17 protein-coding genes are annotated in these 24,595 nt (G+C 50.3%); 3 read left to right on the top strand and 14 right to left on the bottom strand.

Going from position 1 to position 24,595, the window contains the following annotated elements:
• Positions 1-359 precede the first annotated feature (359 nt).
• From PAHA3_RS21195 to PAHA3_RS21185, 3 genes are all read right to left on the bottom strand, one after another.
• Positions 360-1,235, bottom strand: a complete 876-nt coding sequence (locus PAHA3_RS21195) for a diguanylate cyclase domain-containing protein (RefSeq protein ID WP_062836677.1) — start codon at positions 1,233-1,235, stop codon at positions 360-362.
• 128 nt (positions 1,236-1,363) lie between these two features.
• A complete protein-coding gene (locus PAHA3_RS21190; RefSeq protein WP_235599523.1) occupies positions 1,364-2,476 on the bottom strand; it encodes a glycosyl hydrolase family 8 in 1,113 nt (370 codons plus the stop codon).
• Between the two features lie 78 nt (positions 2,477-2,554).
• Positions 2,555-2,995, bottom strand: coding sequence for a MarR family winged helix-turn-helix transcriptional regulator (locus tag PAHA3_RS21185; RefSeq protein WP_371327953.1), 441 nt, complete (start codon positions 2,993-2,995; stop codon positions 2,555-2,557).
• A gap of 224 nt (positions 2,996-3,219) precedes the next feature.
• On the opposite strand from PAHA3_RS21185, the gene PAHA3_RS21180 reads away from it, so the two are divergent.
• On the top strand, positions 3,220-3,660 hold the full coding sequence (locus PAHA3_RS21180) for a GNAT family N-acetyltransferase (RefSeq protein WP_062836676.1): 441 nt from the start codon (positions 3,220-3,222) through the stop codon (positions 3,658-3,660).
• Positions 3,661-3,825: 165 nt separating this feature from the next.
• On the opposite strand, the gene rlmN is transcribed toward PAHA3_RS21180, so the two are convergent.
• From rlmN to greA, 3 genes are all read right to left on the bottom strand, one after another.
• The gene (gene rlmN / locus PAHA3_RS21175) at positions 3,826-4,920 is read right to left on the bottom strand and encodes a 23S rRNA (adenine(2503)-C(2))-methyltransferase RlmN (protein ID WP_062836675.1); all 1,095 of its coding nucleotides are present in this window, start codon (positions 4,918-4,920) and stop codon (positions 3,826-3,828) included.
• Positions 4,921-5,099: 179 nt separating this feature from the next.
• Complete coding sequence (locus PAHA3_RS21170) at positions 5,100-6,455, bottom strand: sodium-dependent transporter (RefSeq protein WP_062836674.1); 1,356 nt, start codon at positions 6,453-6,455, stop codon at positions 5,100-5,102.
• Positions 6,456-6,738: 283 nt separating this feature from the next.
• Positions 6,739-7,215: a transcription elongation factor GreA gene (gene greA / locus PAHA3_RS21165; protein ID WP_062836673.1), complete on the bottom strand. Its 477-nt coding sequence runs from the start codon at positions 7,213-7,215 to the stop codon at positions 6,739-6,741.
• A gap of 287 nt (positions 7,216-7,502) precedes the next feature.
• On the opposite strand from greA, the gene PAHA3_RS21160 reads away from it, so the two are divergent.
• A complete protein-coding gene (locus PAHA3_RS21160) occupies positions 7,503-8,375 on the top strand; it encodes an arylamine N-acetyltransferase family protein (RefSeq protein ID WP_062836672.1) in 873 nt (290 codons plus the stop codon).
• 64 nt (positions 8,376-8,439) lie between these two features.
• Positions 8,440-9,123 (top strand): 4'-phosphopantetheinyl transferase family protein, encoded by a 684-nt coding sequence (locus tag PAHA3_RS21155; RefSeq protein ID WP_062836671.1) that lies wholly within the window; start codon positions 8,440-8,442, stop codon positions 9,121-9,123.
• Positions 9,124-9,274: 151 nt separating this feature from the next.
• Here the strand turns inward: PAHA3_RS21155 and PAHA3_RS21150 are convergent, their stop codons facing one another.
• From PAHA3_RS21150 to PAHA3_RS21115, 8 genes are all read right to left on the bottom strand, one after another.
• Positions 9,275-10,756 (bottom strand): MDR family MFS transporter, encoded by a 1,482-nt coding sequence (locus PAHA3_RS21150; RefSeq protein WP_062836670.1) that lies wholly within the window; start codon positions 10,754-10,756, stop codon positions 9,275-9,277.
• A complete protein-coding gene (locus PAHA3_RS21145; RefSeq protein ID WP_062836669.1) occupies positions 10,753-10,989 on the bottom strand; it encodes an MbtH family protein in 237 nt (78 codons plus the stop codon). Before PAHA3_RS21145 ends, PAHA3_RS21150 begins: the two co-directional genes overlap by 4 nt.
• A 12-nt stretch (positions 10,990-11,001) precedes the next feature.
• Positions 11,002-18,228, bottom strand: coding sequence for an amino acid adenylation domain-containing protein (locus PAHA3_RS21140; protein WP_062837090.1), 7,227 nt, complete (start codon positions 18,226-18,228; stop codon positions 11,002-11,004).
• Positions 18,229-18,242: 14 nt separating this feature from the next.
• On the bottom strand, positions 18,243-19,241 hold the full coding sequence (locus PAHA3_RS21135) for an isochorismatase family protein (protein WP_062836668.1): 999 nt from the start codon (positions 19,239-19,241) through the stop codon (positions 18,243-18,245).
• A gap of 37 nt (positions 19,242-19,278) precedes the next feature.
• On the bottom strand, positions 19,279-20,895 hold the full coding sequence (locus PAHA3_RS21130; RefSeq protein WP_062836667.1) for a (2,3-dihydroxybenzoyl)adenylate synthase: 1,617 nt from the start codon (positions 20,893-20,895) through the stop codon (positions 19,279-19,281).
• Positions 20,896-20,898: 3 nt separating this feature from the next.
• Entirely contained in the window at positions 20,899-22,242 is a 1,344-nt protein-coding gene (dhbC, locus tag PAHA3_RS21125; protein ID WP_062836666.1) for an isochorismate synthase DhbC, read from the bottom strand.
• A 26-nt stretch (positions 22,243-22,268) separates the two neighbouring features.
• The gene (locus PAHA3_RS21120) at positions 22,269-23,054 is read right to left on the bottom strand and encodes a 2,3-dihydro-2,3-dihydroxybenzoate dehydrogenase (RefSeq protein WP_082762935.1); all 786 of its coding nucleotides are present in this window, start codon (positions 23,052-23,054) and stop codon (positions 22,269-22,271) included.
• 189 nt (positions 23,055-23,243) lie between these two features.
• Positions 23,244-24,104 carry an alpha/beta hydrolase gene (locus PAHA3_RS21115; RefSeq protein WP_062836665.1) on the bottom strand — a complete coding sequence of 287 codons (861 nt, stop codon included), beginning with the start codon at positions 24,102-24,104 and terminating at the stop codon, positions 23,244-23,246.
• Positions 24,105-24,595: the final 491 nt, after the last annotated feature.

The raw sequence follows: 24,595 nt of genomic DNA, 5'->3' as shown, positions 1-24,595 counted from the left end.
CTTTCGATCGAAAACGAAGGGTTGCAATCGTTAACCAAATCGTAAATACCGCGAATAAACAACTGACGGCGATACAGATCGGGATGAACCAGGACATATAGTCCACAGCGCCTCTCTCCTTCCCGTTACATAAGTTCAACTTAAGATTATTTACACTGACACTCCGAGGACAGAACAGCCTTCCGATCGCTGTTATCCCCAGATTTTTTTGATTCCCTTCTTCATAAGGGAAAATCCAGGGATAAGCGTATGCTTCCGATGTAGCTTTCTTTCAGAAAGCTTTTAGGCGAACGCTACGCTTCTTCAGATTATTTCTGTTCTCTCCGTTATCGTGTAAATGATTAGTTGAACTATATAACTTATATATATTCACCGATGAGATCGGTCTCTGTGTTTCGTTCAAGGGCAGCGATAACCGCGTCTATATCCTCATACTTGCTGAATTGCTCTTTCTGGAATACCAGAGCGCCGGATCTGATCACCGTCTGCAGCTCATTTCCCTTTTTATCAATCATGTGAAGATCCATTATCGCTTTTTTGATTCGCTCTGTAAGAACGGGCAGGTATTCCACATTCGCCATCGGACATAAAATGACAAATCGCCCGCGATCCACGAAAAATTTATAATCCTCATATCGAATCTGCTTCTGAATCGTATTCGAAATTTCAAGCAGGAACTGTGCATACCGGACAGAGCCAAGAGATTCCATCACCAGTGGCAAAAATTCAATCTTGAACATGGCAATGCTGAATCCATACTTTTCGGAGTACCGACGAGCAAGGTTACTGTGTTTAATTAACGTATCTGCCAGAGCATCCTTATTACCAAGCGTGGTATCCAGATCGATTTCGGGGTTAAGATCCTGCATATCCTGAAGACGTTCCACTACACGTGCACTGCGCAGCAGGCTTGCCTTGATGAACGCGGCCACAGCAACGTTGGCCGGGATGAGTAACCACCAGGAGAACACGAGCACATTCGCATCAGCGTAAGTAACAAGCCACACAAAATAGGAGACCAGGTATACAAAGCCCGCCACGACGGATACGCCAACAGGCAGCAAAAGACCAAATACCAATACACCCAGCGACACGATACTAAAAATCACATCCCCTGTAGTGTAGCTCTGATCCATATACACTTTAAGATAAATCAATAGTTGCTGCATTACGGCTAGTCCAATTAAAAGGGCATATCCCCATGCCATACGGCGGGTAGGTGCTTTATTTCTCATAGTTCCTTCTCTCCGTTGAATTTTTAGAACGCTTGTTCAAACTCACTTCTCTTATTTTTCAACATTTTATGACATGATTAGACAAAACTATGCTAACACATTGAACAGTTTATAAAATGACAAAATCATTACTTTTTAATGTTTTTCTGTAAATTCGTTTCTCCCAACAAAGGAAAAAGATTATCGAACAGATGTGTGTTGCCGTCAAATACATATCCTCCTGGATAACGAGAGTCCTGACCTCGCAACGTGATCATATGGTTATACAGCTGTTTGGCCCATTTTGGATCACCTGAACGCACAGCGAGTAAGATGGCAAGGCCATATACCGATGAAGATTCATAAGATACGGCAGGTGTGCGTGATTCTCGCTTATACTGTCCAGGCAGCTGATGCCGGGTGTTGAACTCCTTTTTCAAAAAAGAAATGAGCTTGTCCGGTTTGCGGTCGGTCACCGTTAGATGATTCGCCACGATCAACTGGTCGATCAGATTCACGGTATCATCATACGTATAATCTTTACGGACCACATCGAAGGTCTTTGGATAGAACAATCCATCGTCAGGCATCTTCTTCAGCAGCGCTTCGTACCTCTCATAGGTTCCCGGTTCCACTATTTGATGTTTTTCCATCGCTTGAAGTGCAGGCAGATCTACATAGACCAGGCTTAGCGTGTCCGTTGAATGTCCGCCTGCAAAATCGTGAAAATCCACTAAATATCCTTGCTTTTGAGCCCACTGTGTTAAGGCTCGGGAAATGGCTGCTGCTGTCGCCAACTTTGCCTCTCTCCCTTGCTCCCACTGATCTGCTGCCTGCAATAAGGCGCCTATAATGCGAAGATCATCGCCGAGTGCATTGGTCGTCACATGGGATTCACCCTTGGCATCCAGCTTCCAGGCGATATACGGATCTGGCGGCGTGAGAAAGTAGGTCGTCAGTTGCTTGTAGCTCTGCTCAAACATAGCCTGATCATCGCTCGCTGCGGCATACTCCATCCACAGACCGAGTGACTCCGACAGTGCCTCTCTACCCGCAACGATATCTGCTTCCTCCGAAGCTGCATCCTGTAAGTAGGTAGCCAGTGTCCCGTTAGGGTTGGTCATACTCTTTTGGATAAAAGATACCGTTGGGGATACTTCGTTCATTAGGAAACGCTCCCTTAACAACATCACGCTGGCTGCGGTAATAATGATCAGCATTAGGACCAGCCACGTTCGTTTTTTTCGAAATATGATCTTCACGCCATTCCTCCTGCACGTATACGACTGTGACCCCCTAACCCTTCTGGTCAAGGACTGCGACACATCTAAAGTTCGCATTTATTCGAGGTTATCCATGTAGGGCCGTCGTCCACCCTTTTTGACAAACTTCCAGTCCACTTCAATGTTATGGCGCATCCGTCTGAGAAGATGAATGGCTGTCTCAATCTCTTCCTCTGTCAGACCATCCAGCGTCACCTGATCTGAATGCACGCCTTCTTTTCGAATAAATTCCCATGCTTCAAGCCCAGCTTCGGTGGGATACAACACTTTATTCTTCTTATTACCCATTGCTAACTGTTTAATAATGAATCCATCCGATTCGAGTTTGCTAATGGCTCTGGCCGCAGTCGTGCGATCCACTTTGATCAGTTCAGCGAGCTGATTCGGAATAATGCCCGGATTCTCACAGATTCGATACAGATATAGATATTGTCCACGGGACAGGTTCAAATGCTGAAACTCAACATTACTGATGGAATCCAGACAGCGGGCAATCATGCCAATCTCACGCAGTACTTCTTTTTTCTCAGTCAACACATTCACGCCCCTATTAAATTGTTGCATTCGCAACATAATTGATGGTATAACTACAGTTGAAATGGTTTCAATTTTAAACATATAGCTCAAACCGTATACATGGAACGAAAATCGTTCCACATTCCTGTTATGTACCAGTTTATCACGTCAGGATAACATTACGTTCACCCAAAGGAGAAACATTCATGAATACAACGATTGTTGAAGTTAATAACCAGGAATTGCTTGATGCCTGCTTCGCGATTCGCACAGCTATTTTCGTTGAGGAACAAGGCGTTCCTGCTACGGATGAATTCGACGCTTATGATACATTAGATGCGGAAGCACGCCACATTCTGCTCTACGTGGACGGTGTACCTGCCGCTTCTTCCAGACTGCGCGTGGTGGAACAGGTCGCCAAATTGGAACGAATCTGTGTCATGCTCGATTATCGCAAACATGGTCTGGGTCGTGTGCTGATCGACAAGCTGGAGCAGATGGCTCTCGCTCAGGGGCTTGAGAAGGCCAAACTACACGCACAAGTGCAAGCTTCCGGGTTCTACGAGCGCCTCGGATATGCGCCTGCATCTGACGTATTTATGGAAGACGGCATTCCCCATCTGCTGATGACCAAAAAACTAAAATAATGACACCAAAAAACGCCTCGGTCATCACTTCTCAGTGATATACAGAGGCGTTTTGTATTCAGGCAACGCATTCGCGATCCAACAACGGTAGATGGCACGTACAGAGTACAGGCACTGATTATAACAACCAAGCATTCTACTTATCTGCCAGCCCCGCGTTGTGTTTTATCCCAGTGCCAGACGGTCTGGCTCGGATTCGACAGCGTTGTTCTTCATTTGTTTACTGCGCAACTGTCCGCAGGCAGCATCGATATCGGTACCATGCTCCATACGTACAGTGGAGTTGATGTTGTTCTTTTTGAGCGTATCATAGAAGCCCAGAATCGACTCTTCTGTACTCCGTTGATACTGACTGTGCTCATCCACCGGATTGTATGGAATTAGATTAACACTAACCATACTTCTGCGACTGGACAACAGTTCAGCCAGCTCTGCGGCATGCTCACGCTGATCGTTAACATCACGTAGCAAGATGTACTCAAACATGATGCGTTTGTTCGTTGTAGCCAGATAATAATCCACTGCATCCATCAATTGCTCAATTGGGAAAGCCCGGTTGATCTTCATGATGTGTGTACGCAGTTCATTATTAGGTGCATGCAGAGAGATTGCCAGGTTAACCTGCAGACTGCTGTCTGCAAATTCCTTGATCTTGTCCGGAAGCCCACTTGTGGATACGGTAATCCGTTTCGCTGCAAGTGCCAGTCCTTTGCGATCCTTGATGACTTCGATGAAATTACTCATGTGCTGGAAGTTATCAAACGGTTCACCAATACCCATCACAACGACGTTGGTTACCCGCTCGTCTTGACCTGCTGCATCCAGATGGCGCTGTACGTGCATAATCTGTTCCACAATCTCTCCAGCAGTCAGGTCACGGCTCTTCTTGATCAGACCGCTCGCACAGAAGCTACAGCCAATATTACAACCGACTTGTGTGGTCACACAGACGGTAAGTCCATATTTTTGCCGCATTAATACCGTTTCAATCAGGTTGCCGTCCTGCATCCGAAGCAAAAATTTCACAGTACCATCTGCTGATTCCTGCTTCACATGTTCGCTTAGCGAGTTCATTGTGAAGTGTTCGGAGAGAACGTCCAGACATTCCTGACGGACATCGGACATCGCGGGAAAGTCGTGTACACGCTCTTGATATAACCATTCCCAGATCCGGGATGCACGGGATTTCTTCTGCCCATGCTCCGGCAGCCAGGAACGTAATTGCTCTAATGTTAATCCATATATGGATGATTTGTTCATTGTATAATCCTCTTTTCGCAAAAAAGCATATGGCTTATCGGTCCTACCCAAAAAACCTCTACTCCGTATTGTCCCAAAATTGACGAGGGAAAACAAGGGCTTTTGCATTTCTTCCAAGAGGTTTTATCCATGGTAAATCTGCACAACAGACAACATTTATGCCTATGTGGTCTTCACTTCTAGAAGTGAATGATACCGGATGTGTGCAGTAGAACCAGCAGAACCAGGATTGGTGCCACGTAACGCAGCATGAACAACCACACCCGGAACCATCCGGAACGCAGGCCCGAGGCTTCCGCAGCCGTTTTCCAAAAGTATCCTGCAAAAATCGTCACAAGCAGTCCACCGACAGGCAGCAGGATGTTGGACGCCATAAAGTCCATCCAGTCGAATACACTCTTCGACCCAATCGTCCATTCAGGCAGCAATCCGAGCGATAATACCGAAGGAAGACCCACGATGAAGACCGCGAGCGAAATCACCCATACCGCGCGGTTGCGGCTCCAGGACAACCGTTCCATGAAATATTTCACCGGAACTTCCAGCAAGGATACAGCCGACGTCAATGCCGCGATAGCCAGCAGGATAAAGAACAATCCCGCAAACAGGAATCCAAGCGGCATGGCCGAGAAGGCAGCCGGAAGTGCGATGAAAATCAATGACGGCCCTTGGTCAGGTGCAATACCGAACGAGAAGGTCGTTGGGAAGATAATCAGACCTGCAATGAGCGCATAGATCAGATCACCCGCACCGACGGCAACGGTAGCCGCACCGAGGGATTGATTTTTATCCACATATGAACCGTAGGTTACAAGAATACCCATCCCGAGTGACAGGGAGAAGAAGGCATGTCCGAGCGCAACCAGTGCGGATTCGGTTGTAAGCTGCGAGAAGTCTGGGTTCAGGAAAAATGATACACCCGCACCTGCACCCGGCAAGGTAACTGCACGGATCATGAGTATAATCAGCAGTACCAACATCGCTGGAATCAGTACCTTGTTGAACTTCTCGATTCCGTTAGATACGCCTTTGGCCACAATCCAGCCTGTGATCAGAACCGAAACCAGTTGCCACACGATTGGCATATAGCCACCTACGAAGGAATTGAACTGTCCGGCATAATCCGGATTGTTAAACAATGTTCCACTGAAGGAAGTCACTGCATATTGCAATGTCCAGCCCGCAATAATGACATAAAAGGACAGGATGATAAACGGCGTCAATACTTGCAGCAATCCCGCTGCGAGCCAACCTTTATGTCCACCAGCTTTGATAAAAGCTGTAGCTGCACTACCTCTGCCACTGCGACCAATCGCAAGTTCAGCGAGAAGAACTGGCAGACCAATCAGCAGTAAACACACAATGAAGAGCAGGAAAAACGCCGCTCCTCCGTTCTCACCCGTAATGTACGGGAATTTCCACATGTTGCCCAGACCAACGGAACTACCAATGGCGGCAAGAATGAAGCCTGCTTGGGAGAACCGTTCCCCTTTGCCAGCGTTGTCTTGATCCAGATTAGGCTTACTAAAATTCATCGTATCTACTCCATCACTTTAAAGTTTTCCCGTAATTATATACTACTCCACGTGTCAGGTCATTCGAAAATCGAAATTTGTCGAAATGTTATTTATTTACATAAAAATACACACGAAAAACTTCATCCCATAAGTTCCCCTAGAAACAGTATGTGATAAAGTCTAGATGTCCAACCGTATGAAGTTAAAATGACGTAAATCATTCTAAAACTCAACCTCAATACAATAAAAAAGAGGTGTTCCCTCAGCCACTTTCATGACTGCGGAGCACCTCGTTCTCTTATTACACTTTAATTTGAAGCAACTCATATTTGATAACGCCCATCGGAGCATTTACATGAATGACGCTGCCTACTTCTTTGCCCATCAATTCCTTGCCAAGCGGGCTTTCGTACGAGATTTTATTATCCGCAACATCGGCCTCGGCAGGACCAACCACTTTATATTCAATCTTCTCGGCGAACTCAATGTCATTAAGCAACACCGTCGATCCAATGCTCACTTTGTTGGAGTCTATATTGTCTGAAGAGATGACTCTTGCTTTCGTCAGCATCTTCTCCAAGATCAAAATTCGAGTCTCCATAAAGGCCTGATCATCTTTGGCTGAATGATACTCACTATTTTCCTTCAGGTCACCGTAACTGATCGCGAGCTTCAGACGCTCAGCCAGTTCCTTACGCTTAACCGTCTTCAAATCCCTCAGTTCGTCCTCCAGCTTTTCCAAGCCTTCCTGTGTCAAAATCACTTCATCATTAGCCATTTTTCCATCTCCTAATCCTGCTATCTATCTATATTCTAACCTATATCCACTCCAAAGGGTTAGCATACCCCAGAAAAAGAAATAGCTCATCCATATATTGTATTTCATTGACATCAGTACCATGTTTATCTCTTGAGATGATTTTCAAAGCTGTACTCATAATTGTACCGTTACAATCTACTCAACTGATGATGTTGTTTTCGTCCGCTCACTTTTACAATGAACTCAGGGCATCAGAAGTTTATAACCATTGCGTGCGGCCCACTATATGACATGAGGTGATCTAGATGAATGAACTTTTGAATCCATCTGAAATACAGGCCTATCTGAAACGGATCGGCATTGATGATATAAAGAAACCTACACTGGAATTCTTAGTTGAACTCCAACGAGCACATGTGCACTATCTATCCTGGCAAACGGTCGATATTTTTGCAGATCGTCCTGCGGGAATCGGTCTTCAAGAGTCCATCCAACTTATATTAGAAGGCCGCAGCGGTTACTGCTTTCATCTAAATGGTGCATTCAGTGTTCTTCTCCGTTCGCTGGGTTATACGGTTGATTGGCATCGTGGGGGTGTGCAGCCCCATGGAGAACAACCACGTGTGAACTCGTTCCATCTCGGTCTATCTGTCCTTTTACCAAATGCTGACCCGACAGTTGAGCGCTGGATTGTGGATGTAGGTCTAGGCGGAATGCCCTTCGAACCTCTGCCACTTCGTTATGGAACCTATGGTTCAGCACCGTTTACGTATCAATTGATGCCATCACCTGTTGCTGCTGGGGGATGGCGGCTTGAATACGAGCCGAATGGGCCAAGTGAAGGTGTGGACTATGCTCCTGAAGCAATCACCAGTCTGGAAGAGTTCATTCCAAAGCATGAATTCTACAGTCGGGCGGTCGAATCACCTTGGCATAACGTATTTTTGCTTCGTCAGCGGGATGAGAATCGCAGTCATGAATTACGTGGATGCATGCTCCGAACACATGATATCGAAGGAATCCGAAAAACAGAGATCCAATCCTACAACGAATGGCGTGACGTATTAACTGAAGTATTCCATGAACCGTTGGTGAATTACAGTGAACTGGAATGTCAAGACATGTGGGAGCGAGTACAGGCTGCGCATACGGAATGGAAACAAGCACAAGAAGCATGAACTTGATGTTCCACATAAAGGAAAGTTATTGATCCTCGCCGAATATGTGCACAGGTGATAAATGATGATAACTATTCGTGTGCTCCAAGTTCCAGAAGTATTGCCCGAGGCGTACTGGAACCACTTTCTGTCGCAAGTTTCTGCCGAGCGACGTGCTCAGGCTTCACGTTTTATGCGTCAGGCTGACGCGTATCGCTCCGTGCTAGGAGAGATATTGACTCGTGTGACTCTAAGCAAGTTAACCGGCCTGAGGCCAACTGATCTTTCTTTTACCCGTAATTCCTACGGCAAACCTTCGCTCAGCCACCATTCCAGTGTGCAATTCAACGTCTCCCATTCTGGCGATTGGATTGCTCTGATCTCTGGGGGTACAGGTGAACTCGGCGTGGATGTGGAAAAAATAGCTCCCATCGACATGCAGATTGCAGAGCGGTTTTTCTCTCCAACTGAAAGCCAGTTCCTGGCTGCAAAGCCCGCCGAGATGCAGCAGGAGACCTTCTACCGTCTATGGACGCTGAAGGAAAGCTATATCAAGGCAGTCGGTATGGGACTGTCCATACCATTGGATTCCTTCGCCATCCTTCCCGATAAGGGAGGGGGTTGGCATTGCGAGCAGGCCGGGGACTATCGCTTTCACAGTCAGCGACTGGATGATGGACATATGTTGGCAGCCTGTTCGGCTGGGGGAGAGCTCCCGATCAAGCCGGAAGTGGTAACCTTGGAGGATCTGTATACGGAGTTGGTGTAGTTAACCAACTACCTAACCGATCAAGAAAAAGAGCGAGTCAATCCGGCGACAAATTTGCCCTTGTCCGGTATGACTCGCTCTTATTTTATCGAAACTCTTTCAGGTAACAACGTCTACTTAGCTTTCGTTGCTTCGTTAAACAAACTCAATCCTACCCTTCTTGCTTTGCCACCGATTCTGAACCCACCGTGGACGAACGTTTTAACTTGCCAAATAATCCTCCAACCGGTGTCTTCCGTATCGTAGCTGCTGCGTCCGCATCGCGGATTTTCAGGGCAAAACATAGCCCTATAAGCAGAAATGCAGCTGCCCCCAGCAAAGCCAAACGGTACGCCAGCATATTTGGCTCCATCGTGCCTGTCGTAGTCACCGTTGTTGTACCCACGCCTGCCAGAACAGCAGAGAGCAAAGCCATGCCGATGGCTGACCCCAGACGATTTTGCACCGTGAACCAGGTGGAAGCTCGTCCCATGGATGCAGGCGGAATCTGGGCGAAGGCAGCAATCTGCACTGCTCCTACCGTCTGTCCCAAGAAAATTCCTACGCCAAATAATAATGAACGGATGAACCAGGGGTTCGTATCCACTGTGATTTGACTAAGCGTAATGAAGATAACAGCCGTACAGATCAAACCCATCGAGATCAGCTTCCGCGGGCCCAGCCGTGGATAAGTCCAAGGGACAAGCTGAGAGGCAATCATCAGTCCTAGCGCTTCCGGGAATGTCGTTAGCCCGGTTTCCAGCGCAGAGGCCTGTAGTACATTTTGATACATTAACGGAAACACATACAGCATACCCAACAGCCCTGCTGCCCCACATACGGATACCAAGCCTGTGTAGCGGAACAGTCGGTGCTTCAGCAAACGCAGATCAAGCAACGGCTGCTTCGCGCGCAGCTCCACTACGACGAGCAACGTCAGCAGCAGACTGCCTGCAAAGCCCGCTCCCATAATAAGCGGTGACGTCCATCCTCGCAGCGCTCCCTGACTGAGCGCATACATCGTCAGTGCGAGTCCCGGCGCAGATAATAACCACCCCGGTAGATCCAGTCGACCAGCTCCCTGTTCTTTGTGCTCTTTCAGATGCAGCATGCCGAAGATCACCGCTGGAATACCGACGGGCAGATTCACATAGAAAATCCAGCGCCACGATAGCTGATCCACAATCAATCCGCTCACAATCGGCCCGAGAGCTGGCGCGAGGGCAATGGGCAGTACCAACATGCGAGATACCTTGGCCCGTTCCTGCGGAGGAAAGGTCCGAAACAGCATCGCCATCCCTACAGGTGTAAGCAGACCACCCCCTGCTCCCTGCAAAATGCGGAAAATTGTCAATGTGCCTAGATGATCAGCCGTTGCACAAAGCGCAGAGGATACTGTAAAAAGTGTCAGTGCCGACAGGAAAACCCGTTTCGTCCCCCATCGATCACCAAGCCATCCGGCGACAGGCAGAAATACAGCCAAACTCACCAAATACCCCACATTCAAGGTACCCGCAGCAGCCGGAGGAACCCCCAGTTCTTCACTAATGGTTCGTAGCGCTACGTTTAAGACCGTTGCATCCATGGCAACCATAAACATCGCCAGAACATACACAATGCTCACAATTGCCTTTGGATTCAGACGAAACCTCATCTGCCAACCTCATGAATCATGCCCGGCATCCCCGTTTCATCACATAGACTCAGCGGCTTCAGGTCAGTCCATTGCTCCGCAATGTAATCCAGACATACACGTCGTTTGGCCTTCCCCAGCATCTGGGTCCAACCTGCCGGTACCGGAATGGATGCAGGCCACAGCGAATACTGTCCTTCATCATTCATTAACACCAGATAATTGCTGTCTTCATATTCAAAAGGGTTGCTCATCAGCTTATCCTCCTATTTGTGTTGAATGTTACGCTTCTTGTTCAGCATCTCCAGCCGGACGGACAGGGTACGGCAGATTTCCTCCAATGGACCCGGCTGACAGAGGTCTTTGTGACGACAAGCAATATCATGACGTTCCAATTGCCCTCCGATGAATGCATTCCACATCTCCGGTTCGATCGGATCGAACCAGTCGGGAATAATGGTGGATCGGAAGAAGATCAGGTCACCTTCGAATCGGGATGGCGTGTACGCCCCCAAGATCCGGACGGAATTTTCATAGGTTTTCCGCAGCTTCATGATCGTCTCTTCATCCAAACTGGCCAACGCACTGCCTTCACTACGAAGGATACGCATCGCTGTTGCCATATCCAGCGGCCCATCCCCAATACTGTCCGGATCATATCCACCGAGTGCAAGCAATGCCGTTAACGCCTCTTCCTCATCCGGTTCGCCGCGAATAGGCAAATAATGACTCGGATATGCATCCAGCATAGCGAGAAACTCTACTTCTTCTCCTTCGGACTGAAGCTGCACGGCCATCGCCTGAGCCACGTTGCCGCCCAGTGACCAGCCGAGCAAACGATACGGGCCTTCGGGCTGCACAGACCGGATGTGACGGATGTAATCTGCCGTCATATCCTCCAGTGTCGAAGGAAGTACCTCGTACTCCGCGATGCCCCTCGCCTGCAATCCGTACAGCGGATACTCCATGCCCAGGTGTTGCATCAACCCTGCATAACACCAACTAAGTCCTCCTGCCGGATGCACACAGAATACAGGCAGATGCTGTCCATGCGTCCGGAGCGGTAACAACACTTGCAATGAGCTTTTCCCAGAATCTGCACCCATCTCCAATCGCTCGGCCAGTCCAGCCACTGTGGCCGTTTCGAACAAAATGCCAATACCCGGCTCCTTGCCCATCGCTTCACGAATTCGACTCATCAGGCGCACCGCAAGCAGCGAATGACCGCCAAGTTCGAAGAAGCTGTCATCAATACTCACACTCCGCAATCCCAATACTTCGGCAAACAGATCACAGAGAATCTGCTCCTGCGGATTGCGCGGTGCTCGGCCATCAGCCGATAATTGCATCTCTGGTGCAGGCAATGCCTTGCGATCCAGCTTGCCATTTGGCGTAAGTGGCAGGATCTCCATCACAACAACCGCAGATGGAACCATATAATCCGGCAGGCTCGCTCCCGCATGTCGGCGTAACGAAGCCGTTGCCAGTTCTGCTTCACTGTCCGGTACAGGAACAATATAAGCGACAAGACGCTTATCCCCTGGCTGGTCTTCACGAACGATAACAGCAGCCTGAGCCACACCCGAATGTTTTGCCAATACAGCCTCAATCTCGCCAAGCTCAATACGGAACCCGCGGATTTTCACCTGCTGGTCGGCTCGTCCAAGATAATCAAGCGAACCATCGTGCAGGCGCTTTGCCAAGTCTCCCGTACGGTACATTCGTGTACCCGGTGCACCATATGGATCGGCGACGAATCGCTCTGCTGTGAGATCCGGCCTTCCCCAATAGCCACGAGCCAGACCCGCTCCCGACACATACATCTCTCCAGTTACACCTGTTGGCAAAGGCTTCAGATGATCATCCAGCACATAGACGCGCAAATCTGGAATAGGGCATCCAATCCAGCTGCTTGCGCCCTCCGCAGCGCTGCCTGCGTGAAGTTCTTTGTAGCTGACATGGACCGTTGTTTCCGTAATACCATACATATTGATGAGTCTTGGGGCGTCATCCGCATGGCGTTCATACCAGTCATCCAACCGTCCCAGCTCCAATGCCTCGCCTCCAAAGACCACATAGCGGAGCGCAAGCTGCTGTCCCCATACCGGATTTTCCCTGTCGGCCTGCATCAGTTGGTAGAACGCAGATGGCGTCTGGTTCAGTACGGTTACTTTTTGCTCGGCGAGCAGCTGCAGGAACGCACCAGGTGATCGGCTAATCTCATGGGGAACAACAACCAAGCTGCCTCCATACAACAGAGGGCCCCAGATTTCCCACACGGAGAAGTCAAACGCATAGGAATGGAACAACGTCCACACATCGCTCTCGTCAAAATGGAACCAGTGCTGCGTTGCATCCAATAACCGGATGACATTCGCATGTGGAATCACGACACCTTTGGGTTTCCCTGTTGAACCTGAGGTATAGATCATATAAGCCGGACTCAGCGGAGTTACCCGTCCATTCCGTTCATGGTCTGCCGGGTTTCGCTCATCCATGGATTCCAATTGCCGCAAGGTATGCAGATCGTCCAAATTAATACATTTAATGTTCTCAACTTGCGGTAGCAGGGCATATACCTCTGTACTTGTAATCATCACTTTCGGCGCTGCGTCCGTCAGCATATGCGTTAAACGGTCTGCCGGATAGTGCGGGTCCAGTGGCAGATAGGCAGCACCCGTTTTGAGTACAGCAAGAATGGCCACGACCATCTCTACCGAACGAGGTAAGGCTAGGGCCACCATCTGTTCCGGCCCAGCACCTTCTGCGATCAATAGTCTCGCCAGTCGATTAGCCCGTGCATTCAGCTCCCTGTAAGTCACACGGATATCCTCACAATGGAGGGCTACCGAACCCGCATAAGCGGCTGCCTGCACTTCAAAACGCTCGGCTATGGTCAGCTGCGGACCTTCCTCCGGTGTAAATGTCCACTCCTTTTCAAGCTGGGCATGCTCTGACGGTGTAACCAGATCAAATCTGCTGATGCGTTCGTCCATCTGCTGTACAGCATCCTCAAGCACCTGCATCAACCGAACCACCAGTTCTCCGGCAGTCGATTCACGGTAGAGGTCTGCACTATACTCCAGTACACCTTCAATTCCGGCTGGAAGTCCGTTCTGCTCCCGTTTCTCCGTCAGTTCAAGCGTAAGGTCGAATTTGGATGAACCTACACTGTGGATGCGAGTCTCTGCTTCAACCCCTGGCAGGTCAAGACGAACATCTGGCGTATTTTGCAGCACCAGCATCACCTGAAAGAGCGGATGTTTGGAACGCGATCGAGGCGGATTCAGCACTTCGACCAGCCGTTCAAACGGTAAATCCTGATGTTCATAAGCAGCAAGATCGGCTTCCCGCACGCGAGCCAATAGCTCTCGGAAGGTCGGATCACCCGAAGTGTCTGTACGCAGGACAAGCGTATTGATGAACATTCCCACGACATCATCCAGCGCATCGTCACTCCGTCCGGCAATCGGTGTGCCTATCGCAATATCCGTGCCTGCACCCATTCGGGTAAGCAACACGGATAAAGCCGAATGCAGAAGCATAAACAGACTGACTTTATGCTCACGGGCAACTGTCGCAAGCTGCTCATGCAGACGTTGACTGATCGTAAATGCCACCGTCCCGCCTCGGTAACTGGACACCACTGGACGGGCATAGTCTGCCGGGAACGTGACTTGTTCTGGCAAGCCTACGAGCCGGTCAGTCCAGAACGCTAACTGCCTCGCGATCAGACTGTCCTGCCGCTTCTCATCCCCAAGCAGGCTCTCCTGCCACACTGCATAATCTGCATACTGAATGCGTAGCGGCTCCCAAGCCGGGGCAGCTCCACCCAGCCGAGCTGTATAAGCCTCCGACAAATCCCGGATAAGCCGTGATAAGGACCAACCATCCCCTGCAATGTGGTGAATCAGCACCAGCAATGTATGTGCGTCCGCATCCGTATGGAACAATTCCGCACGTATGCCCGGCTCGGTACTAAGCTCGAAGCTGTGACGCGACGCTTCTGCCAGCAGCTCGGGCAGCTTTTCAGCCGAAGCCCGAGTGAGTTTCATATTCACTGTTACATCTGCTGCACGGAGGATATGCTGGCTCGCCGAACCCAGATCTGGCGGATACAATGTGCGCAGCGTCTCGTGACGGGCAACAATATCCTCCAGAGCTTTTCGGAGAGCGTCCACATCCAGCTTCCCGGTCAACCGGGCAACCAACGGAATATTGTAGGTGGGATTAGCACCCTCCAGGCAATAGAGAAACCATAACCGTCGCTGGGCAAAGGAAAGCGGAATCTCACCCGTACGCAGAACAGGCTGAATAACGGGTCTGACGGACTTCGCCTGATCCAGCTTCCGGGCAAGCCCTGCCGCTGTCGGTGATTCAAACACACTGCCGATGTTCAGTTCTGCCCCGAATACATCACGTACTCGGGCTGTAATTCGCCCGGCCAGCAGGGAATGTCCACCCAGTTCGAAGAAATCATCGTCAATACCTACCCGAGCTACACCCAGAATCTCGGCAAACAGGCTGCAAAGGATCTCCTCCTGCGGTGTACGTGCCTCCCTCCCGTTTGCATTAGATGTCCATACAGGCACAGGAAGGCGTTTGCGGTCGATTTTTTTGTTCGGTGTCAGCGGCATCTCCGGAAGTAGCATAAAGGCAGAGGGCACCATATAATCCGGTAACGCATCAGCTACGTGTGCTCTGATATCAGCCAGATCCATGTCAGCTTGATGATCTTCCGCATCAGCCACGATATATGCCGCTAACCGCTGGTTCCCAGGTTGGTCTTCACGTGCCATGACCGTAACCTGTGTTACACCCGGATATCTGGAGATGACCGACTCAATCTCCCCCAGTTCAATGCGGAAGCCCCTAATTTTGATCTGATGATCTGCCCGTCCCAAATAATCGATGGAACCGTCCGGCAACCATTTGGCCAAGTCTCCTGTCCGGTACATTCGACTGCCCGGTTGTCCGAAGGGACTCGCGACAAAACGTTCTGCGGTCAGATCAGGTCTGCCCAAATATCCCCGTGCAAGTCCCTCTCCCGCGATATACAATTCCCCTGCTACGCCCGGAGGTACAGGCTGCATGCTCTGATCCAGAACATAGAGCTGTGTGTTACGAACTGGACCACCAATGGATGGTTTGCCTGTGTGCTCATTCCACAGCGATGCAGCTGTAGAATAGATGGTTGTCTCCGTAGGTCCGTATTGATTATTGACCAGACAGCCCAACGCCTCCAGCGAAAGCTTCAGTTCCTCGGATAAGGCCTCTCCTCCCGTAATCACCGTTAACCCATCGAACCTTCCCGGACGGCTCGTCACCAGAGACTGCCATAACGTTGGCGTAGCCTGCATGATCGTCGTCTCTTGCTCTCTCATTTTCCCGGCCAGTGCTACCGGATCAAGAATCGTGTCCTTTTGCGCGATATCCAGTCTTGCTCCAGTCGTCAGTGGCAGGAAGATTTCCAGTACGGAGATGTCAAAAGCAATCGTGGTCACCGACAGCCAGTGATCCTGCGGACCGACCTGTAGTCTCGTCTTCATATCTTCAAGCAAGTTGGCTAATCCCAGATGGGTTACAGCTACACCCTTCGGCTTACCGGTAGAACCGGAAGTATAGATCAGATATGCAGGGTTGAGCAGAGAAGCCGTCCCTGACAGATCTTCACCTTCGGGATTGCTTCCCGACTGACTGTTCACTGCCTGTATCCTATCCGGTTCATCCATGACCAGAATCGGTACACTGGACGTCTGCGGAATGTGAGAGAAGTTGTTCATTACTGTAACCACACAAGCAGGCTTGGCATCCTCCAGCATGTAGATCAAGCGCTCTTCGGGATAATCCGGATCAAGCGGCAGATAGGCTGCTCCTGTTTTGTGAGCAGCTACAATCGCGATGACCACGTCCAGTGAACGAGGCATCGCAATGCCAACCACCTGCTCCGGTCCTGCTCCGTAAGCCTGTATCAGTTCATGTGCCAGTTGATTCGCACGTTCGTTCAGCTCTGCGTAGGTCAGCGATGTCCCTTCGAATGTCACTGCGGTTGCAAGAGGTGTACGCCGAACCTGCTGTTCAAATAGCGCTGCCGAATTCCACTCAGCGATGGCATGATGCGTCTGATTCCATCCTTCCAGCACTTGTTTGCGTTCGGCAGGAAGCAGGATGTCTATCTGTCCAACCGATATGTCTTCTGTCCCTTCTGACATCAGGCATTGCAGGATTTGCACATAGCGAAGCTGATGATCACGCAATTCCGAGTCCACATAGATTGAAGGGTTCGCATCAAAAGCAATACTCAGTCCATGACCATGTCCCTGGTCCACAATATGAATCGACAGATCATCCACTGGACCCGTGGACAGATTATGGATCATGCCGCGTGCGCCCGCAAAATTCAACTCATGATGGAAGGGCATCACATTGATCATCGGTCCAAACAGACGCCGATTCTCTCCCAAGAGCTTGAGATCACGCCTTAGATCCTGATGCCGATATCGCTGGTGTTTGAGTACGGCCCGAATCTCCTTCACGATCTGTCCCATCAAATCAGACAGATTCATCTGCGAATCCAGATACAGGCGGAGCGGAAGTACATTCATGACCATGCCTGGAACACGCAGCGATGCTGAACCCAATCGGCACATCACGGGCAAGGCCAGAACAACATCAGCTGCCCCTGTCATCCGGTGCACATAGATCGCTGTTGCTGCTATACATAGATCCGGCCAAGTCGCACCAAATCTACCCGCTGCTACTTGCAATTGCTCCCGTTGTAACGGCGTGAGCACCGCACTCTGCCGCAGGAACTCGGTTGAGGTACGTGGAGCACGTTCACCCAGACTGACCACATTCGGTGCGTCCGCGAATCGGTCGATCCAGAACTGTTGATCCTGCTCTCGGTTGGTGGAGGATGAGTAGGCTTCATCTTCTTCGAGAACGGAAGTCAGTGATCCAAATGCTGCCGTACCCTGTGCCTGTGCTGCGCCCTCTCCCTGAATGCTTGCAGAGTATAAGCTGGCAACCCTGCGTGTGATCAGGGATACGCCATACCCGTCAATCGCAATATGGTGAATGCGTTGGTACCAATAATACCGATCCTCACTCACCCGGAATAGAGCTTCTGTGAAGAGTGGACCCATTGCCAGATCAACAGGCCGTGCCAGATCCTGCTTCATCCAGTCGAGCGCAGCCGTATGAGGATCAGCCTGATCACGTACATCCATGACATGGAATGTCCAATCATTCATATTGGTGCGCAGAGACTGCCACGGGCCTTGCTCATTTTCGCCATATATCATATTCAGCGATTCGGCCTCCATCACGGTCTGGCGTACACTTTCTTCAAATCGTCCGGTATGGATCTGACCGTCAATAACCACATACTCGGCCGTGTTATACATCGGGTTGTCCGGATTCAACTGTTGTGCATACCAGATGCCGGACTGTGCAGAAGATAAAGGCCAAGCTGTGTTCCGACGATGCGACATCTGCACCGCCCCGCTCAAAAGTAATCTCCGTTCGGCAGTACTTTCGGTTGGGCATTATCGAGGAGTCCTGCCCAAGCTGCCAATGTAGGCTGCTCTGCCAGATCAACAAAGGTAACCTCTGCGCCTTCCGCGCGAAAACGTTCAGCCAGACTCATCATGCGAATCGAATCCAATCCCCAGTTCTGAATCAGATCATCATGCTCCCCAATTGAATCGGGCTGCTCCTGTAGCAGATCAGCAATCTGAGCCCGTAATGCTCCCAGCCTTGTTTGATCAACGCCTTCTCGTCCTTCCACGACATACCCAGTCTCCACGGCGGATGCCGATTGCTGCTGCACCTCGGATGTAGCTGTACCTCCAGTTCTGGTTGCGGCTGACGCATTCAGCAACGCAATCGAACGTTCGGTCGTTAGTGTTACCGCACATCGTTCTGCCGCGTACGTCAGCGCCATGCGATGTTTTTCCTCCGAAAAATCAGCAACCGCATCGGCAACCAGAAACGCCTGAATATCTCGCATAAATGCCTCACTTGACGTCATCAGACATCCGATATGCGCATATATGCCGCAGACAATCAATTGATCCCGGCCCTGCCGCTCCATCAGTTCAAGCAATTCCGTCTTCTGGAAGGCGCTGTAGCGCCATTTGGTCATGAAGGTGTCCTGTGGAGCGGGTGCGAGCGATTCAACAATTTCTTTTTGCACAGGCCCGCCATCGATCCCTGCACCCCAGAAGTCCAGCTGTAATCCGCGCTGCTCCGGTGTCTGTCCGCCCGGCTGTGCCGAGTAGACCACGGGAATCCCAAGCTCATGACACGTTGAACGAAGTTGTGCAATATGATCAATCAGTTCGACCACCGGGGATGCTCCCGCCGTAAATGCATTCATAAAATAGTTCTGCATATCGTGGATCAAGAGTACTGCACGCTTCGCATCCGGTGTCCAGGCTACCTTGTTGACCGGAAGCTCCGACGCTACAGGCATTGCATATGGTTGAATCACTGGAAGTGCCATGAATATCCCTCTTTTCAGCTTTATTTATTAAAAATTCTTATTTAGATACAGGTTGCTCGATGGTCAACATCTCCCGTAGTGCTTTTTTGCTGACCTTGCCCACTTGTGTCTTCGGAAAAGCGTCCACCAACTCAATCCGATCCGGGATTTTATAACTGGCCAGGCCCCGATTGCGTAGAAAAGATTTGATCTCGGTCACCGCCAGAGCTTCACCGCTTGGCACGATAAAGGCGCAAGAGCGCTCGCCCAGATACTCATCGGGCATGGAGACCAAAGCTGCATCATGCACACCGGGGTGGGCCAGCAGATGATTTTCCACTTCCTCGGCAGCCACCTTATCCCCGCCACGGTTAATCTGATCCTTCGCCCGTCCTTCGACAACGAGATATCCGTCAGCTGTCAGACTCGCAATATCGCCTGTGCGATAGAAACCGTCCGTAGTAAACGATCTGGCGTTATGCTCCTCGGCTTTGTAATAACCACGAATGGTATAAGGTCCGCGTGTCAGCAGGTGTCCGGCTTGTCCCTGCTCCACCTCAACATCTTCGTCATCCACAATCCGCACCTCGTCATAGGGTGACATCGGTTTCCCTTGTGTATGGGTAATGACATGCTCCGAATCGTCGAGGCGGGTGTAGTTCACCAGCCCTTCGGCCATGCCAAACACCTGCTGTAATGTACAGCCAAGAACCGGTTTGACACGTGCTGCCACCTCTGCACTGAATTTGGCTCCTCCCACTTGAAGCACCTGAAGCGATGGAAGCTTGGTTCCTCGGGCAGCAGCTGCATTGAGCCAGACGAGAGCCAGCGGTGGCACCAACGCCGTGATCGTTACCTGATGGCGCATAATCAGCGGAAAGGCTTCATCCGGGCTTGATCCCCGTGACAGCACAATCGTGCCACCTGCGTACAACGTGCCCAGAATGCCAGGTGAGCTCATTGGATAGTTATGTGCTACAGGTAGTGCAGCCAGATAGACGCTTTCGGGACTGAGACCACACACCTCAACGCTTCTTCGTAAACTGTAAATGTAGTCATCATGAGTACGTGGGATCATCTTGGACAACCCGGTACTTCCGCCCGACAACTGTAGAAAAGCAACATCCGAAGACGTCGGTTCATCCGGCAGTGTGACAGGTTCTGCATAGACATCTTCCAATGCTGTAAACGGCCCGGCCTCTCCCGCCACGAAAATATGTCGAAGTCCCGGAACCTCTGCCTGTACCTCCTCTGCCAACGTGCGATAATCAAATCCTCCATCCTGATCCGGAATCAGATATGCTACGGCCTCGGAGAACCGAGCGAAATATGTGATTTCGCTCTTTCGATGCAAGGGAAGAGCGAATACAGGCAGCGCACCGATGCGGAATAAAGCAAAACACGCTTCAAAAAACGCTATAATATTGGGCAACTGAATAATAACCCGGTCATGCTGCCGTATGCCTTTGGCATATAATCCGGAAGCCAATCGATCCACCCGGTCATCCAGTTCTGCATAAGTGAGCTGTTGTTCACCGCTAATAACGGCTACCCGATTGCCATATAGATCAGCTCGCTGGCGAAGCATTTCCCCAAACGTAATCCCTTCCCAGCAACCCTCCTGCCGATAACGCTCTGCAACTTCCTCAGGCCAAGCCTGATATCCTGAAAGCATTGCTCATTCCTCCTTCTGACTGGACACCGTCGAATCCAAACCCATCGCGAGCAGCATCGTTCTGAACTTGGCAGCCGTCTCTGCCAGCTCAGCTTCTGCCGTAGAACCTGCTACAATGCCCGCTCCAGCGAACAATTTCACAGCTGTGCCTTCCACTTCAGCACATCGGATTGTTACGGCCCACTCGCCGTCGCCCTCACTGTCGGACCAGCCCACCATTCCCGTAAATAATCCCCGGTCGAACGGCTCCTGTTGCTTAATCGCTACCCGCGCAGCCTGTACAGGTGTTCCGCAGATGGCGGGTGTGGGATGAAGAGCCAAAGCCAGCTCCAGTGACGTTGTGGCCGCGTCCGCCAGTTCTCCGTGGATTTCAGTGGATAAATGCCACATTGTGCGCGTCTGAATCAGCGAAGGTTCTGCTGGAACGGATAGTTGGCGGCATAATGGGCGCAGTGCCTCCGCAACTGCCTCAATGACTACGGCATGTTCATGCCGATCCTTGGCTGAAGCTAGCAGTGCCTCTGCACGGCGGCGATCTTCTGCTGGATCATCACTCCGGGCAGCAGAGCCTGCCAGTGGGTTGGCACGTACTTTTAATCCTTTGCGGGTAACTAATAGTTCTGGACTTGCCCCAATGAAGGTGCGACTCGTTTGATTTCCAATTTGTTTGTCTATTTTTGGATGTTTTTCCTTCGTTGTTAGAGTACTTTTCGACTGAGTTATGCTCTTCATTGGTACAGCGAATGTATATCCATGTGTGTTGTCTCTGAACAGATTACGCAGTAATTGATGTGTGTCCACGATGGTCTGTGATGTTACCTCAAGTGTACGGGATAACACGACTTTGTGGAGATCCCCCTGGTTCAGATCAACCAGTACGTTATCGACACTTTGCTCATACACTGTCCCCGCAGGTGCCTCAGCGACCTCACAACCTACGGCTGCTGACAGCTTCTGAATTAATGCTCGTGTTTCCGAGGGTAAAAGTTCAGCCCACTGCACCGTCTCTGGTACATATAGCTCAGCAGATTCGTCTAGCGGATCAAACGGGATGGCGCCAACCACCATGGGGTTCGATTGTCCACCTTGTTTGGCCTTGTCCATAAGCTGTTGAATACCATCTATATAAAGATGTATCTCTTCCTTATGTTTATGTTCGATAAAATCAGCAGAATCGCTGGGATCTGATAGAATTGCGTGCTCCGCATGTAGCGGAGACCAACGAATCCGTTCTCCTTGCGCGAGCAAGGTATGTTGCGGTGAAGACCAGAAAAAGGACGTCCCCTCCCGATATTGCTCCAGAAGGTGTATGGCGGAAGTGGCAGTAACCGTACCCGCTTTTGACATGATTCATCATCTCCTTATCTCTTGATTCAGGCACCAAGCGTGGCGCCTCCATCCACACACAGATCATGCATCGTAACATGTCTGGCTTGATCCGATACCAGGTAGACCACCGCGTCCGCGATATCCTCTGGCAATGCCATCCTGTTGAGCGGAATGCCCAAACGGAAGGTTTGCGGTGAGCCTGCAATGACCGCCTCTGCACCATGCTCATCCTGCCACATAGCCCGCTGCATTGGCGTATCCGTTGAGCCTGGAGAGACAATGTTGCAGCGAATATGCCGATCCGCGTATTCCAGAGCCAGACATTTGGTGAAGATGGTCGAGGCTGCTTTGGAAGCCGCATAGGCAGACATGTGCATTCGCGGAACACCCGCAGCATTCGAACCAACGGTAACTACCGCACCCGTCTGGCGTTCAGCCATATTTCTCACTACCGCACGCGACATATAAAATACACCGTGCGTATTCACGTCAAACGTCCTCGTCCATTCTTCATCTGTCAGCTCACTAACTGCCCCTGTGTGCAGTACACCAGCGGCATTCACCAGAATGCCAATGGGGCCAACGGTCTCTTCGATCCGTTGAACGGTATCCTCAACCGCTTGACGATTCGATATATCAGCAACGTGGGCTGCTGCCTGATGGCCTTGACTCCGTAGATCGGTGACCAGTTGATTCAGCAAAGACTCCTGTCGATCCACCAGAGCAACGATAGCGCCATGCTGTGCAAGCAATCTCGCCACCGCTTCACCGATTCCTTGCGCAGCACCGGTGACCATGGCCACTTTTCCAGCTAATCCTGTGTAGCTCACCTCGTTTACCTCCCTTACTGCCTTATAGCTATTTTCTCCCCCTGTTGGAGCGATGTGTTAGCTTGGTTCTATCCAGTTGAGTTTGATCCATCCGTAAATCCCAAAAATAGCTGCCCCTCGGCTATTGACGCTCGCTGATCCCTGATTCATATGACTGTTACCTGCAAAACGTCCCTCATTTCATACCTTCTACGACTCCGGACTACAGGCAAAACGCATCGTGCGACTAATCAGAAAAGGCAATACCGAGACATGGTTCTCTTCTTCGAACTCGGTGTAGGCGATATTCAGCCCAGGCTGCTTTAATGCAGATAAACGTTCCGTCAAGCTCGATGCCTTATCATTGTTACGGGCCGGGTGGGTCTTCTCCTGTTCTCCCATACCAATCCACACCTTGACGTTCACCGGTTGCTTTTCCAGCTTTGCGACGAATTCCTGCTCCTCCGCCTGCATGACCTTCTGGTTCCAGTGCAGCGAGGGACTGCCTGCAATGTAATATCGAAAAGCCTCTGGCTTCGTGAACAACGCATGGATCACGAACAGACCACCAAGCGAATGACCGAATATAGCCTGTCTGTCCCGATCAATCCGAAACTGCTTCTCCATATCCGGCTTCAATTCTTCTTCAATAAATCGCAAGAACTCATCAGCACCTCCTTGTTCTGGCAGAGGTGTACCATCGGATTTTGCGGTATATTCCGTTGTGGCCTTTGGAGTAAAGTCATAGTATCGATGAGGGGAAAAGGGGCCCGCGATCGGGTACCCAATGCCTACGACAATCGCTGGGACCGCTCCTGTCTTCTCCGGTCTGCGTCCCTGTACACGAACGGCTTCCACCATCGTGCCGAATACGGAATTGGCATCCAGCAGGTAGATCACCGGGTAACCGGACGGGGGCGGAGGTTCAGCAGGCTTGAATACCATGATCTGATAGACATGATGACCTGAACGTGATTTCATGGTCCATTGTTCGGCATGTGGAATCTGAACGGTACTGCGTGCGATATGCTCAAGGTTGCCAGGAGCGGTTGGGTTGGGCTGAAACGTCATTACGGATGGGTCCTCCTCGTTGTTCTGCTTATATAAGTTGAATACTGAACTACACATACACTACGCCGTCAGAATAACCTTTCGATCGCTGTTATCTCCAGATTTCCTTCATCCCCCTTTAAAAGGGAGAAATCCGGAGATAGCGTATGCTTCCGGAGTAGCTTTCTTTCAGAAAGCTTTTAGGCGCACGCTTCGCTTCTTCAGGTTTTTTCTGACTTCTCCGTTTCTGTGTAGTTCATAAATTCAACTTATATTGGTTATGGTTAATTAAATAAATAATCTGTATATGAGATTGATTCTCATTACCAATTATAAAAGAGTGAATCCGGCTGTCCCATGGACGATATCCAGAAATCATTTTGATTATCTCCATATTTCCATATTTTTGTCATATAATGTTCACCTTCTAATCTAAAAAATAAGCTCCCTCACGGTGCACCGGAAACGCTGGACTAACATCCGGTTCCCGGCACTCCAAAGGGAGCTGCACT

Origin of the sequence: Paenibacillus amylolyticus (genome assembly GCF_001570725.1) — a bacterium.
In the GTDB taxonomy this organism is placed as follows: domain Bacteria; phylum Bacillota; class Bacilli; order Paenibacillales; family Paenibacillaceae; genus Paenibacillus; species Paenibacillus amylolyticus_A.
Note: the sequence above shows the minus strand (reverse complement) of the source record. Positions and strands in the feature narration are given on the sequence as shown.